Here is a 14671-nt window from a genome sequence, read left to right as displayed (position 1 = left end):
TGGTGATTCCTACAGGTGGCGTACTTCTCATCCGCGTTCCCCCCAGCTGACCCGCCCCGTGAGCAGGTCCCGAGTGCAGCACCGGTATGACCGCTCCACGAGTGTCTCCCCTCTTGGTGTGATCTTCAACTCAGAGGACTCCTCACCTTTCCCCTGATGGTGTAAAGGGCGCATCCCCCAGATAGGGGACGGCCCGACGCCGTCGCTGTGGACCCCCCTCAGGCGGGGGTACCCAACATCGGGGTATTGCCCCGTCGGCCCCGCGGGCCGCCTCCGGAGCGGTCGCACGATGGTCGCCCGGCGCCGTGGTGACCTCCCGACGCCGTCGTGCGAGTGCTGGAGGGGCCATGAGAGCAGCAGTCATCGGGCTGGGGTACGTCGGGGCGGTCACGGCCGCTGGACTGGCCGCACGCGGCCACGAGGTGGTGGGCGTCGACGTCGACGGCTCCAAGGTGGCCCAGCTGTCGGCCGGGCGCAGCCCCGTCGTGGAGCCGGGGCTGGTCGAGCTGATCGGTGCGGGCGTGGCCTCGGGCCGGCTGCGGGCCACCACCCGGGTGGCCGAGGCGCTCGAGCAGGCCGAGGTGTGCCTCATCTGCGTCGGGACGCCCTCCGGCGCGCACGGCGAGACCGATCTCGGCCACATCGAGCGGGCCCTCGGCGAGGTGCGCGAGGCGCTGCGCGAGGCCACGCCGCCCGAGGGCGGCCTGCTCTCGGTGGTCGTGCGCTCGACGGTGCCGCCCGGCACGGGCGACCAGGTCGTCACGCCCGTCTTCGACGACGCGGCCGCCGACGGCTGGCAGGTCGGCACCGCCATGTGCCCGGAGTTCCTGCGCGAGGGCTGCGGCGTGGCCGACTTCTACGAGCCGCCGTTCCTCGTGGTCGGCACCGACCACCCCGGCACCCGTGCGCAGCTCGAGCAGCTCTTCGCCTTCCTCGACATGCCCGCGCACCACGTCGACGTGCGCACGGCCGAGGCTTTGAAGTACGCGTGCAACGCCTTCCACGCGACCAAGGTCGTCTTCGCCAACGAGGTGGCGCGGGTCTTCCGCTCCTACGGCGTCGACGCGCGCCGGGTGATGGAGATCTTCTGCGAGGACCACAAGCTCAACATCGCCGCGGCCTACCTGCGCCCGGGGTTCGCCTTCGGCGGCTCCTGCCTGCCCAAGGACCTGCGCTCCCTGCACCACATGGCCCGCGAGAGCGACGTCGACGTGCCGCTGATGTTCGCCACCCTGACCAGCAACGAGCTGGTGGTGCGCGAGGTCGTCGACCGCGTCGTGGCCACCGGCCGCTGCCGGGTGGGGATGCTGGGGCTGAGCTTCAAGGCCGACACCGACGACGTCCGCGAGAGCCCCAGCGTCGACCTGGCCGAACGGCTGGTCGGCAAGGGCTACGACGTGCGCATCTACGACCCCGTGCTGGTGCCCGAGGACCTGGTGGGGGAGAACCGCGCCCACCTCGCCTCCCGCCTGCCGCACCTGAGCCGGCTGCTGGCGCCGACCCCGAGGCCGCGCTGGCCGGGCGGACGTCGCCCTGGTCTCCAGCGCCGCGGCTCCCGCGCTCGAGGCGCTGCTGGCCGCCGACCCGTCCGTCGTGCTCGACCTGCACGGGGCGCTGGGCCCGAGGTCGAGGCGCTGGCGGGCTACCGGGGGACCGGGTGGTGACGCGGCACACCACCCCCGGCGCCACCGGCCGGCCCGGGGCGGCCCGGGTGCTGGTCGTGGTGCAGAACCTGCCGGTCCCCTTCGACCGGCGGGTGTGGCTGGAGTGCCGCACGCTGCGGCGGGCCGGGCACGACGTCACCGTCGTGTGCCCGCGCGGCAGCGGCACCGGGCGGCACCAGGTCGTCGACGGCGTGAGCATCCACGCCTACCGGCCCTACGCGCCGGGCGGCGGGGCGCTGGGCTACCTGACCGAGTACGTCTGGTCCTTCCTGGCCACCGCCTGGCTGGTGCTGCGGGCCCGGCGCGGCGGCCGCTTCGACGTCATGCAGGCCTGCAACCCGCCCGACATCTTCTGGCCGCTCGCGCGCTTGCTGCGCCTGCGCGACGGCACCCGCTTCCTCTTCGACCACCACGACCTGTGCCCCGAGCTCTACGAGTCGCGCTTCCCCGAGGGCTCGCGCCTGGCCCACCGCGGGCTGCTGGCCCTGGAGCGCGCCACCTTCCGCACGGCCGACCGGGTGGTCTCGACCAACACGTCGTACGCCGCCGTGGCGGTCGAGCGGGGCGGCAAGGCACCCGAGCACGTGCGCGTGGTGCGCACCGGCCCCGACCTCGAGCGGCTGCGGGCGGTGGAGCCCGACCCGGCGCTGCGCCGCGGCCGGCGGCACCTGGTGGCCTACCTGGGGGTGATGGGCCCCCAGGACGGCGTCGACCTGGTCGTCGCAGCGGCCGACGTCGTGGTCAACCGGTGGGGGCGCGACGACGTCGCCTTCGCGGTGATGGGCGGTGGCGACTGCCACGCCGAGCTCGTCGCCGAGCGCGACCGGCTGGGCCTGCAGGGCGCGGTCGAGATGCCCGGACGGGTCAGCGACGAGCACATGCTCGCGGTGCTCTCCACCGCCGACGTGGGGCTCTCGCCCGACCCCAGCAACCCGCTCAACGACGTCTCGACGATGAACAAGACCATGGAGTACATGGCCCTGGGCCTGCCGGTGCTGGCCTTCGACCTGCCCGAGACGCGGGTCTCGGCGGCCGACGCGGCCCGCTTCGTCCCCCGTGGGGCGGGGGCCGAGGACTACGCGCGAGCCCTCCTGGAGCTGCTCGACGACCCGGAGCAGCGCGAGCAGATGTCGCGCACGGGGCGGGCACGGGTGGAGGAGGAGCTGGCCTGGGTGCACCAGGAGCAGGGCTACCTCGCCGTGGTCGAGGAGCTGGCCGGGCGGGTCCGGGACCTGCAGGAAGCGCAGGGCTGAGCGGTGTGCGGGATCGCGGGCGCCTACCAGCAGGACGACGGCAAGGTCCTCGTCACGACGATGACCGACCGGCTCGAGCACCGCGGGCCCGACGCGCGGGGGGTCGTGGAGCTCGTCGACCCCACGACCTCGGTCGTGCTGGGCCACCGGCGCCTGTCCATCATCGACCCGGTCACGGCCTCCGACCAGCCGCTGGTCAAGGACGGCCTCCGCCTGGTCTACAACGGCGAGGTCTACAACTACCGCGAGCTGCGCCGCGAGCTCGAGGGGCACGGGGTGCGCTTCGCGACGGCCTCCGACACCGAGGTCGTCCTCGAGGCCTGGCGGGCCTGGGGCACCGCCGGCCTGGCCCGGCTGCGCGGGATGTTCGCGCTGGCGCTGCACGACGAGCGCACCGGCTGCCTGACCCTGGCCCGCGACCCGTTCGGGATCAAGCCGCTCTTCGTGCTGCGCAGGGGCGCGGGCATCGTGTTCGCCTCCGAGCTCAAGGCCGTCGTCGAGGCGCTGGGCCCCGAGCTGGGTGTCGACCCGGCCGGCATGGTCGCCTCCACGCTCTACTACTGGCTGCCCACCGAGTGCGACGCGGTGCGCGGCGTGCGCAAGCTCGAGCCCGGCACCTGGTCGGAGCACCGCCCCGACGGCAGCACGCGCACCGGGGTCTTCTGCAGCATCGCCGACGAGGCCGCCGCGGCCGCGGCCGGCCCGCCGGTCGACCTGGCCGCCACCGTCGAGGACTCGGTGCGCGCCCACCTGGTCGCCGACGTCCCGGTCGCGACCTTCCTCAGCGGAGGGCTGGACTCCAGCATCATCACCGCGCTGGCGCACCGCCACGACCCCGACGTGGAGGCCTGGACGATCGGCTTCCGCGCGGTGGACCGGCGGATGGAGGCGATGCCCGACGACGCGGCGTACGCGCGCCGGCTCGCCCGGCAGCTGGGGGTGCGGCTGCACGAGATCGAGATCGGCCCCGACGTGGTCTCGATGCTGCCGCGGATGGTCGACGTGCTCGACGAGCCGGTCGGCGACCCGGCCGCGCTCAACACCTTCCTGATGTGCGAGGCCGCCCGCGGCGCGGGCGTGGAGGTGCTGCTCTCGGGCACCGGTGCCGACGAGCTCTTCGGGGGCTACCGCAAGCACCTGGCCAACCTGCTGGCCGCCCGCTACCGCCGCCTGCCCGAGCCGCTGCGCTCGCGGGTGCTGGGGCCCGCGGTCGAGCGGCTGCCGGTCGCGCTGGCCGGGCGGGGGGTGCGACCGGTGCGGTGGGCGCAGCGCTTCGTCGCCTTCGCCGGCCTGCCCGAGGAGGAGGCGTTCCGCCGCAGCTACACCCTGCACGACCCGGAGGGGCTGCGGGCCCTGCTCGACCCCGACCTGGCCGGGCTCGTCGACGACCTGGTGGACCAGCACCGCGCCACCTACGAGGACACCTCCTTCGAGGACCACCTCGACCGGATGTGCCTGGCCGACACGCGGATGTTCCTGCCGGGGCTGAACCTGACCTACACCGACCGCGCCTCGATGGCCGCCTCCACCGAGGTCCGGGTGCCGTTCGTCGACATCGAGGTGCTGCGCGCGGCCTTCGCGCCGCAGGCCGTGCCCAAGATCGACGGACGGGTGCAGAAGGCGGGGCTGAAGCGGATCGCCCGGGCCTGGCTGCCCGACGAGGTCATCGACCGGCCCAAGGCGTCCTTCGGGGCACCGCTGCGGGCCTGGACCACCCACGACCTGCGACCCATGATCGACGACCTGCTCCTGCACGGGGAGCTGGTCGGCTCCGGGTTCCTGCGCCCCGGGCCCCTGACCGCGCTGGTGCACGACCAGCGCAGCGGACGCCGCGACCGCTCCCAGCAGCTGTGGCAGCTGCTCAGCCTGGAGCTGTGGTTCCGCAACGCCCGCGACGCCGGGGTCGGTGTCGCGCGATGAGAAGACCCGACGAGGAGACGCGCATGTGGCACGTGGCCCAGAACTACAGCTCCGGTGAGCTCGCGGTGCTCGACGCGCCCGTGCCCTCCTGCCGGCCCGGCGGCGTGCTGGTGCGCACGTCGTACTCGCTGATCTCGACCGGCACCGAGCTGATGAAGGTCTCCGAGGCACGGATGTCGCTGCTGGCCAAGGCCCGCCACCGCCCCGACCAGGTCCGCCAGGTCCTCGACGCGGTGGCGGCCAACGGGGCGGTGGCGACCTACCGCAAGACCCGCCAGCGCCTCGACAGCTGGACCCCGCTGGGCTACTCGCTGTGCGGCGTGGTCGTCGAGGTCGGCCAGGGCGTGCAGGGCCTGGAGGTGGGCGACCTGGTCGCCGCGGCCGGCAACGAGTTCGCGCTGCACGCCGAGGTCAACTGGGTGCCGCGCAACCTGTGCGTGCGGGTGCCCGACGGGGTGCTCGCCGAGCACGCGGCGTTCGCCACCGTGGGCGCGATCGCGATGCAGGCGCTGCGCCGCGCCGAGGTGCAGCTCGGTGAGACCGCGTGCGTGGTCGGCCTGGGGCTGGTCGGCCAGCTGCTGGTGCGGCTCCTGGTCAACGCCGGCGTGCGCGTGGTGGGCGTCGACACCCTCGAGGAGCGCTGCCGCACCGCCGAGGAGGGCGGGGCGATCGGCTGCGCCGGGCCCGACCCCACCGGGGTGGCCGGCCTCGAGACGCTCCTGCGCGCCGGCGCCCCCGGCGGCGCCGACCACGTCTTCCTCGCCGCGGGCGGGACCAGCAACGGGCCCGTCGAGCTGGCGGCCCGGCTGGCGCGCGACCGCGCCTGCGTCGTCGACATCGGCAAGACCCGCCTCGACCTGCCCTGGAACGCCTACTACGAGAAGGAGCTCGACGTCCGCTTCTCGCGCTCCTACGGGCCCGGGCGCTACGACGACCGCTACGAGATCGACGGCATCGACTACCCGCTCGGCTACGTGCGCTGGACCGAGGAGCGCAACATCGCCTGCTTCCTCGCGCTGCTCGCCGACGGCTCGCTCGACATCAGCGGGCTCGTCTCCAGCAACCACCCGGTCACCGACGCGCCGGCGGTCTACGACGAGCTGCGCTCGGGCGGGGTCACCGGCGTGGGGCACCTGCTGTCCTACCCCGCGCGCGACGGCGAGGGCCCGGCGTACGCCGAGGCGCCGGTGCGCCCGGTCCGTCGCGCGACCCGGGGGGCCCGCCCGCGCAGCGGGGCCGTGCGCCTGGGCGTCATCGGCGCCGGCAGCCACGCCTCGTCGATGCTGCTGCCGGGCCTGGCGGCCGCCGGGGACGTCGACCTCGTGCGGGTGGCCACCGCGACCTCGCTGTCGAGCATCAACGCCCAGCGGGCCTTCGGCTTCGCCTCCGCGGGCACCGACGCGCAGGCCGTCGTCGAGGACGACACCCTCGACGCCGTGCTGGTCGCGACCCGGCACCGCACCCACGCCGACCTGGTCTGCGCCGCGCTCGAGAGCGGCAAGGCGGTCTACGTGGAGAAGCCGCTGGCGCTCTCCGAGGAGGAGCTGGGCCGCGTCGAGGAGACGATGGCGCGCACCGGCAACGAGCGGCTCATGGTCGGCTTCAACCGCCGCTTCGCGCCCTCCTTCCTCGACCTGAGGCGGCGCTTCGGCGGCGAGGGCGAACCGGTGTCGCTGCGCTACCTGGTCAACGCCGGACGCCTGGGCGCGAGCAGCTGGTACCTCGACCGGGCGGAGGGCTCCCGCTTCGTGGGCGAGGGCGGGCACTTCATCGACCTGCTGAGCGCCTGGACGGGGGAGGACCCGGTCGACGTCTGCGCGCAGCGCTCGGGCGACGGCCAGGACGTGAGCGTGCTGCTGCGCTTCGCGGGGGGCTCGCTGGGCACGATCACCTACGCGACCGGCGGCTCCCGGCGCTGCGGCAAGGAGAGCCTCGACGTGCTCGGGGGTGGGCGCAGCGCCCTGCTCGACAACTTCGTGCGCACCACGGTGTGGAGCGAGCGCGGCCGCGACGTGCGCCGCTCCCGCACCGGCCCCGACAAGGGGCACCGCGCCGCGGTCGCGGCCTTCGTGACCGCGGTGCGCACCGGCGGCCCGATGCCGATCGACCCGGCCTCGCTGGTGACCACCACCCGGACGACGCTGGAGGCGGCACGATGAGCACACCCCTGTCCTGGTACGCGCGCCGGCTGACACGGATGTCGACCCGCGAGGTCGCGCTGCGCGTGGGCGACGAGGCGCGCCGCGCCGTGGTGGTGCACACGCTGCCGCAGCGGGCCGGCGCACCCGTGCCCGGGCTGCTGGAGCCGCGCCGTTTCGCCTCGCCGGTGCCCGACGCGTCGGTCGAGCTGGTGCCCGCACGACGTCGCGGCGCTCACCTCGGCGGCCGACCGGCTGCTGGCCGGGCGCTGGAGCGTGCTGGGCCGCGAGCGCACCGACCTGCGCGACCCCGACTGGTTCCTCGACCCCTTCTCGGGCACCCGGGCGCCCCAGGACGTCCTGGCCTTCCGCATCGACCACCGCGACCCCGGGGTGACCGGTGACGTCAAGCAGGTCTGGGAGCTCTCGCGCCACCAGCACGTGACGGTGCTCGCCGGCGCCTACTGGCTCACCGGCGAGGACGAGTACGCCGAGGCCGCCGCCCACCAGCTGCGCTCGTGGTGGGCGGCCAACCCGGTGCTGCGCGGGGTGCACTGGACCAGCGGCATCGAGCTCGGGCTACGGCTCGTCTCGTGGGCCTGGACCCGTCGGCTGCTCGACGGGTGGTCGGGCGTGCGCGACCTCTTCGAGGACGACGACGGCGCCCTGGCCCAGCTGCGCTGGCACCAGGAGCACCTGCGCAGCTTCCCCAGCCGTGGGAGCTCGGCCAACAACCACGCGGTCGCCGAGAGCTGCGGCCGCCTGGTCGCCGCCTGCGCCTTCCCGTGGTTCGAGGAGAGCGAGCGGTGGCGGGTCGAGGCCGGGCGCCAGCTGCGCCGCGACCTGCGGAGCAACACCTTCGCCGACGGGCTCAACCGCGAGCAGGCCGGCGACTACCACCGCTTCGTGTGCGAGCTGGCAGCGCTGGCGCTGGTCGAGGCCCGCGCCGCCGGGCACCCCGGGGACGGCCCCGACGCCGACCTCGTGACCGCGGGCCTCGACGCGGCCGCGGCGCTGCTGGACCGCAGCGGGCGCCCGCCGCCACGGTGACGGCGACGAGGGCCGCGCGCTGCTGCTGGCCGACCCCGCCGAGGACCCGTGGGAGCAGCTGCTCGGGCTCGGCCAGGCGCTCGTCGGGCCCCAGCCCTGGTGGCCGCGCCGTCGCGGCGGCGTGGTGTCGGTGCTGGTCGCCGCTCTCCTGGGCCCGGCGGCAGCCGGTGCGGGGGAGCGTCCGGCGACGCGTCCCGACGTCTTCGAGGGCGCCGGGCTCGCCCTGCTGCGCACCCGGCGGGGGTCCGGCCCGAGATCTGGTGCCGCGTCGACGGCGGCCCGCACGGCTTCGGGTCGCTGGCCGCCCACGCGCACGCGGACGCGCTGTCGCTGGAGGTGCGCCACGACGGCGTCGACGTGCTCGCCGACCCGGGCACCTACTGCTACCACGGCGAGCCGGGTTGGCGCGGCTACTTCCGCTCCACCGCCGCCCACAACACCATCGAGGTCGACGGACTCGACCAGTCGACGCCCGGGGGGCCCTTCCTCTGGACCCAGCACGCCCGGTCCCAGGTCGACCACGTCGAGGTCGGCGACCTCGACGTGCAGGTCTGGTCGGCGCACCACACCGGCTACGCCCGGCTCGACCCGGCCCTGCGCCACGACCGCGCCGTGCGCCTGGACCGGCGCTCCGGCGCGCTGCAGGTCCTCGACGAGCTGACCGCCTCGCGCACCCACGCGATCCGGATGTCCTACCACCTGGGTCCCGAGGTCGAGGCCGCGCTGCACGGGTCGCTGGCCCGGCTCGGCTGGACCCGGCCGGGCCTCGACGAGCAGGTCGTGGCGCTGCTGCACCTGCCCCCCGAGCTGGAGTGGACCTGGCACCGGGGCGAGGAGGACCCGCCCCTGGGGTGGTGGTCGGAGGGGCTGGGCCGTCGCCGGCCCAGCACCACGCTGGTCGGCCGCGGCGAGCTGCACCACCGGGTGCAGCTGCGCACCCTGCTGCTCCTCGACGTCGAGGGAGGGCCGCAGCATGTCTGAGCAGAACCTCGACCTGGGCGCGGTCTGGGCCACGCTGCGCCGTCACCTCCGGCTGCTCCTCCTGGTGGTCGTGGTCGGCGCCGTCGCAGGGGTCGCGCTGGCGGTGTACCGCCCGCCCCAGTGGACGAGCACCAGCGTGGTCCTGCTGCCGCCGTCCTCGGAGTCGGGCGTGGGCGCCGCCGAGCGCGACTCCGGCACGCAGGTGCGCGTGGCCACCAGCGACCTGGTGCTCGGCCAGGCCGGCCGCCGGGTCGTGCCGCCGCTGGACCTGCACGAGGTGCAGGAAGCGGTCGAGGTGAGTGCGACGACCCCTGACGTGCTCCGCTTCACCGCGCACGCCGACGGCCCCGAGCAGGCGCGCGAGCTGGCCGACGCCGCCGCCGCGGCCGAGCTGCGCTACATCTCCAGCGCCGCCGCCCGGCTGCGCGACGCCGCCCGCTCCGGACGCGAGACCCGCCTGCAGACCCTGCGCGCCACCCTGCGCACCGTCGACCGCGACATCCGCGCCACCACCGAGCGCCGCGACGCCGAGGTCTTCGGCTCGGTCGCCGAGAAGGCCCTCACCGCGGCCCTCGCCCAGCTCACCGCCCAGCAGGCGTCGCTGGTGCTGCAGGCCGACCAGGTCGCCGAGGCGGCCTCGGCCGACGTGGGCCGCGACACCGCCTCGCTGATCGAGGCGGCCTCGCCGGCGACCCGTCCCGGACTGGTGCTGCAGCGGGTCCTGCACGGCCTCGCCGGCGCCGCCGCCCTGCTCCTGCTGGCGATGCTCGCGCTGCTGGTCTCGGCACGGCGCGACCGCCGCCTGCGCTTCCGCGACGAGATCGCCGACGCGCTGGGCAGCACCGTGGTGGCCTCCCTCTCCTCGCGCCCCGCCCGCAACGTGGCCGGCTGGCGCACCCTGCTCGGACGCTACGTACCCGGCCCGGTCGACGCGTGGTCGCTGCGCCAGGTCCTGCGCCAGGTGCTGCCGGCCGGGACGCTGACCCGGCTCCACGGCGCCGGGACGGAGGGCCCGGGGGGCCCGAAAGGCCCGGGCTGCCCGAGCGCCGACGTGGTGGTCGTGACCCTGTCCGACGACCCCGCCGCGTTGGCCCTGGGCCCCCAGCTCGCGACGTACGCCGCGTCCGTGGGGCTGCGCACCCGCCTGGTGCCGCACCACGGCCACGGCTCGGCGGCGGGGCTGTGGGCGGCCTGCGCCCGCGTGCACCCCGAGCAGGAGCTGCGCGGGCACCTGTGGGTCAACCGTCCGCTCCACGAGGGCTCGCCCGAGGACCTGCGGGTGCTGATGGTCGTGCTCGACCGGGCGCGCCCCGAGCGGCCCGGGCTGCCCCACGGCTGCATCGGGGTCGTCGCCGTCGGCGCCGGGACGGCGACCGCCGCCGACCTGGCCCGGGTGGCCGTCGCCGTCGACGAGGCCGGTGTCGACGTGCAGGGCGTGGTCGTGCTGGACCCCGACCGCCTCGACCGGACGACGGGGCGCCGGCTCCAGCCCGACCGGCTGCGCGAGCCGCAGCTGCCGGTGCGCCTGACCGGCACGCTGCCCGCCGAGCGGCGCGGACGCAGCCGCCTCGGGGCTGCCGGCCGCTCGAACGGACACGACGGAGGTGCGCTGTGAGGACGTCAGCCTGGCCGAGCGACACGGAGCCCACCGAGGACCCCGAGCTCGAGGAGGTGGCCCCGGCGCTGGTGAGCCTGCACTTCCTGCGTCGCGCGCTGCGCCGGCGCTGGCGCACCTGGGCCGGGTGCGCCCTCGCCGGGGTGCTGCTGGGCGCGGCCATCGCGCTCGCGCTGCCGCCGCGCAGCGCCGCCAGCGTGACGCTGCTGCTGGCGCACCCCGACGGTGCCGACCCCACCATGGCGATGAACACCGACGTCAGCCTGCTGCGCACCCGCACGGTGGCCGAGCGGGTCGTGGGCGAGCTGGGGCTCGACCTGGAGCCCGACGAGCTCCAGGACGCGGTCACGGCCACGGTCGAGACGACCACGGTGCTGCTGCTCGAGGTGGACGGACCCGACCCCGCCGAGGCGCAGCGCCGCACCGAGGCGGTCGCGCGGGCCTTCCTCGACTTCCGCAACGAGACCATGGCGGTGCAGACCGAGGCCCGGACCGACCGCTACCGCATCCGGGTCGAGGCGCTGCAGAACGAGGCCCGCACGCTCAGCTCGCAGTACGAGGTGCTCAGCGACAGCGGGCGGCGCGGCCGGGCCGAGGCCGCCGAGGTCCTGACCCGGCGGGCCCAGGTGGACGCGCAGATCAGCGAGCTGGAGCAGGAGATCGAGCGCACCCGCATCGTCGAGGGAGCGGTCGCCGGGGCGAGCCACGTGCTCGACCCCACGACCACCCTGGACGGGCGGTCGCTGGCCCGCGGCCTGGCCCTCGACACGACCGCGGGGCTCGTGGTCGGCGGCTCCGTGGGGGTCGGCTGGGTCCTGCTCGGCGCACTGCTCTCGCAACGGGTGCGGCGACGCGACGAGATCGCCCTGGCGCTCGGCACCACCGTGCGCTGCAGCGTGGGCCGGGTCCCGGCCCGCGTCCCCCGGGGCGGCATCCGCCCCGGGCGTCGCCGGCGGGCGCTCGAGCGGGTCGTCGACCGCCTGGCCGGCATGGTGGCCCCCGACGTGGCCCCCGACGCCGGGCCGGTGCGGTGGGCCGTCGGATCGGTGCAGAACGCTCCCGAGACGACCGTCGTCGCCGCGGCGCTGGCCGTCGACCGGTCCCGGGCGGGGCGGCGGGTCCTGGTGGTCGACCTGACCGAGCGTGGCCTGGTCGGGCGGGCGGTCGCGCGGCTGTGGACCGGGTCGGGCACCCGACCGGTGGTGCTGCGGCCCTCGGGGGTCCCGCTGCGCACCGTGGGTCCGGTCCCGGGCACCGAGCTGGCGCCCTCGACGGTGACGGAGGCCGAGTCGGCCGCCGACCTGGTGCTCGTGGTGGTCGACATCGACCCCGCGGTGGGTCTCGACCACGTGGCCGTGCGCGCCGAGCGCCTGGTGGTCGTGGTCAGCGCGGGCGGTTCGACCGCCGAGCGCCTGCGCACCACGGCCGAGCTGGTGCGCGCGGCGGGGCTCGAGCTCGCCGGGGCCGTGCTGGTGGGCGCCGACCCGCTCGACGACAGCCTGGGGCTGGCACCGGTGGACGCCGACGAGGCCGACGGGACCGGCTCCCGCTCCGGACGCACGCTGCTGCCGGGCCGGTGGGGCCGGTGAGCACGGCGCTGACGCGCACGCCGGACCCCGACCTCCTCGGCGGCCGGCGGGAACGGGCCCTGGTCGGCCTCGCCTGGGGGGCGCTGGTCCTCAACGTGCTGACGTACGCCGAGACCGCCACGGTCGTCCCGCTGCCCCAGCTGGTCGGCTCGGCGCTGACCCAGGGCGCGGTGCTGGTGGCGCTGCTGCTCGCGCTGCTGGCCAACCCCGGGGCGGTGGTGCGCCCGCAGCTCTTCCTGCTGCTGCTCACGGTGCTGGCGATCGGCGCCACAGCGGCCAGCCTCTACTCCGAGTTCCTGCTCTCCGCGACCTACCGCGCCGGCCGGATGGTGCTCTTCGTGGTCGTCCTGTGGCTGCTCAGCACCTGCTTCGGGCGCCGCGACATGCTCCTGCTGCGGATGCACCGCCTCAGCCTGGCGGTGGTGATGGGCACCGTCTACGTCGGGGCGCTGGTCGCCCCGGGGCTCGCCTTCGCCTTCCAGGACCGGCTGGCCGGGGTGCTGTGGCCGATCCCGCCCACCCAGGTGGCGCACTACGCCGCCGTCCTGCTCGGCACCTCTCTGCTGCTGTGGATGTGCCGGCTGGTGGCCGGGGTGCGGGCCGGGCTGATGGTGCTGCTCTCGCTGCTGCCGCTCGTCGCGACGCACACCCGCACCGCCGTGATCGGGGTGGTGGTCGCGATGCTGGTCGCCTCCCTCAGCCTGGTCGTGGGCCACGTGCGGGTGCGACGCACCCTGGTGGTCGCAGGTGGTGGCGGCGCGGTCCTCGCCGCCCTGTTCGTCTCGCCGCTCACCGTGTGGCTGCTGCGCGGGCAGTCGGCCGACGAGGCCAACAGGCTGACCGGGCGCACCGACGTGTGGGGCGCGGTCGCCGACCTCGAGCGGCCCTGGGTGGAGGACCTCTTCGGCTGGGGCCTCTCCGACCAGTCCTTCAACGGGCTGCCCATCGACAGCAGCTGGGTGGCGACGTACGTCGACCAGGGCTGGCTCGGTGTCGGGGTGCAGGCCGCGGTGCTGCTGCTCCTGCTGATGCTGGCGGTGGTCCACCGGCCCGGCCCCGAGCGGGCCGTGGCGCTGTTCCTGGTCGTCTACTGCATCGTCGCCTCGATCACCGAGACCGGGCTGGGCGCCCCGTCGGTCTACCTGCTCGACCTGACGGTCGCCGCCTCGCTGCTGGTGCCCGGCTGGCGGGCGAGGCAGCCGTGAAGGTCGTCGTGGTGCACGGTCGCTACCGCTCGGTCGCGCCGAGCGGGGAGAACCGGGTCGTGGACCAGGAGGTGCGGATGCTCCTGGACGCCGGTCACGACGTGCAGACCTACGAGCGGCACAGCGACGACATCGGCGACTGGCCGGCGCGGCGCCGGGCGATGCTGCCGCTGCACAGCGTGCGCAACGGGCCGGTGCGCGGCGACCTGGCCGCGTACCTGGAGCGCGAGCGGCCCGACGTGGTGCACGTGCACAACACCTTCCCGCTGCTCAGCGCCTCGGTGCTGCTGGCCTGCCACGACGCGCACGTGCCGGCGGTCGCCACGGTGCACAACTACAAGCTGCTGTGCGCCAGCGGCGACTTCTACCGCGACGGCTCGCCGTGCCACGAGTGCGCCGACGGCCGGGTCGGGCCGGCGCTGCGGCACGGCTGCTACCGCGCCTCCCACGTCGCGACCGTGCCGGTGGCGGCCGGGCTGGTGCTGAACCGGCGGATCTGGCAGCAGCTGGTGTCGGCGTACCTCCTGATCAGCGACTCGCAGCGCCAGCTCCTGAGGGGCCTGGCGCTGCCCGAGGAGCGGGTCTTCGTCAAGCCGAACTTCGTCGACCGCGCGGAGGCCGCGGGCACCCCGCGCGAGCACCTCGTGGCCCACCTGGGCCGCCTCGACGAGGCCAAGGGCGTCCGGCTCACGATGGCTGCCTGGGAGCAGCACGAGCGCAGCGCCCCCGGCTCGCGGCTGCGGCTGGTCATCGCCGGCGGCGGACCGCTCGAGGACCTCGTGCGCGAGTGGGCGTCCCGGCGCAGCCACGTCCGGTTCGTCGGCACGCTCGAGCCGGCGGCGGTCGGCGAGCTGCTCGACCGCGCGCTGCTGGCCGTCGTGCCCTCGGCGTGGGAGGAGGTCTTCGGCCTGGTGGTGGTCGAGGCCATGGCCCACGGGGCGGTGCCGGTGGCACCGGCCCGCGGCTCCTTCCCCGAGCTGGTGCGCGACGGCTGGGACGGGGTCCTCTTCGAGCCCGGCAGCGCCGCCGACCTCGCGCGGGTGCTCGGCCACGCCGACCGCGACCCCGAGCACCACCTGGCCCTGGGCGCGCGCGCCCGGGCCACCAGCCGCCGCCGGTTCTCGCCCGAGCGCAACCTCGACCAGCTGCTCGCGGTCTACCGCTACGCCATCGCCCACCCCGCAGGAAGGACGTCCCATGCTCCTCGTCCCCACACCGACCGCGCCGTCAGCCCGGCACCCGCAACGGAGGGCTGA

At 75.6% G+C, this 14671-nt stretch carries 10 protein-coding genes; all 10 read left to right on the top strand.

Annotated elements, in window-relative coordinates; translation table 11 throughout:
- Positions 1 to 347: 347 nt before the first annotated feature.
- The 10 genes from H0S66_RS02110 to H0S66_RS02070 all read left to right on the top strand — a co-directional run bounded on the left by H0S66_RS02110 (position 348) and on the right by H0S66_RS02070 (position 14671).
- On the top strand, positions 348 to 1664 hold the full coding sequence (locus H0S66_RS02110) for a nucleotide sugar dehydrogenase (RefSeq protein ID WP_180923756.1): 1317 nt from the start codon (positions 348 to 350) through the stop codon (positions 1662 to 1664).
- Entirely contained in the window at positions 1661 to 2917 is a 1257-nt protein-coding gene (locus H0S66_RS02105) for a glycosyltransferase family 4 protein (RefSeq protein ID WP_179613910.1), read from the top strand. Before H0S66_RS02110 ends, H0S66_RS02105 begins: the two co-directional genes overlap by 4 nt.
- 3 nt (positions 2918 to 2920) lie before the next feature.
- Positions 2921 to 4837, top strand: coding sequence for an asparagine synthase (glutamine-hydrolyzing) (gene asnB / locus H0S66_RS02100; protein ID WP_179613909.1), 1917 nt, complete (start codon positions 2921 to 2923; stop codon positions 4835 to 4837).
- Positions 4838 to 4860: 23 nt separating this feature from the next.
- Complete coding sequence (locus H0S66_RS02095) at positions 4861 to 6996, top strand: bi-domain-containing oxidoreductase (RefSeq protein ID WP_179613908.1); 2136 nt, start codon at positions 4861 to 4863, stop codon at positions 6994 to 6996.
- Between the two features lie 255 nt (positions 6997 to 7251).
- A complete protein-coding gene (locus H0S66_RS20005) occupies positions 7252 to 8025 on the top strand; it encodes a heparinase II/III family protein (RefSeq protein ID WP_219633607.1) in 774 nt (257 codons plus the stop codon).
- 48 nt (positions 8026 to 8073) lie between these two features.
- Complete coding sequence (locus tag H0S66_RS20000) at positions 8074 to 9006, top strand: heparinase II/III family protein (RefSeq protein ID WP_338037230.1); 933 nt, start codon at positions 8074 to 8076, stop codon at positions 9004 to 9006.
- On the top strand, positions 8999 to 10621 hold the full coding sequence (locus H0S66_RS02085) for a Wzz/FepE/Etk N-terminal domain-containing protein (protein WP_179613906.1): 1623 nt from the start codon (positions 8999 to 9001) through the stop codon (positions 10619 to 10621). Before H0S66_RS20000 ends, H0S66_RS02085 begins: the two co-directional genes overlap by 8 nt.
- Positions 10618 to 12210: a Wzz/FepE/Etk N-terminal domain-containing protein gene (locus H0S66_RS02080; RefSeq protein WP_179613905.1), complete on the top strand. Its 1593-nt coding sequence runs from the start codon at positions 10618 to 10620 to the stop codon at positions 12208 to 12210. Before H0S66_RS02085 ends, H0S66_RS02080 begins: the two co-directional genes overlap by 4 nt.
- A complete protein-coding gene (locus tag H0S66_RS02075; protein WP_179613904.1) occupies positions 12207 to 13415 on the top strand; it encodes an O-antigen ligase domain-containing protein in 1209 nt (402 codons plus the stop codon). The genes H0S66_RS02080 and H0S66_RS02075 overlap by 4 nt, the downstream gene beginning before the upstream one ends.
- Positions 13412 to 14671 (top strand): glycosyltransferase, encoded by a 1260-nt coding sequence (locus H0S66_RS02070; protein ID WP_179613903.1) that lies wholly within the window; start codon positions 13412 to 13414, stop codon positions 14669 to 14671. The genes H0S66_RS02075 and H0S66_RS02070 overlap by 4 nt, the downstream gene beginning before the upstream one ends.

It is taken from the genome of Nocardioides marinisabuli (assembly GCF_013466785.1).
Classification (GTDB): Bacteria; Actinomycetota; Actinomycetes; order Propionibacteriales; family Nocardioidaceae; genus Nocardioides; species Nocardioides marinisabuli.
Note: the sequence above shows the minus strand (reverse complement) of the source record. Positions and strands in the feature narration are given on the sequence as shown.

Coding starts and splice junctions, on each gene's coding strand:
- H0S66_RS02110 (WP_180923756.1), top strand. CDS start 348: ATGAGAGCAGCAGTCATCGGGCTGGGGTACGTCGGGGCGGTCACGGCC.
- H0S66_RS02095 (WP_179613908.1), top strand. CDS start 4,861: ATGTGGCACGTGGCCCAGAACTACAGCTCCGGTGAGCTCGCGGTGCTC.
- H0S66_RS02085 (WP_179613906.1), top strand. CDS start 8,999: ATGTCTGAGCAGAACCTCGACCTGGGCGCGGTCTGGGCCACGCTGCGC.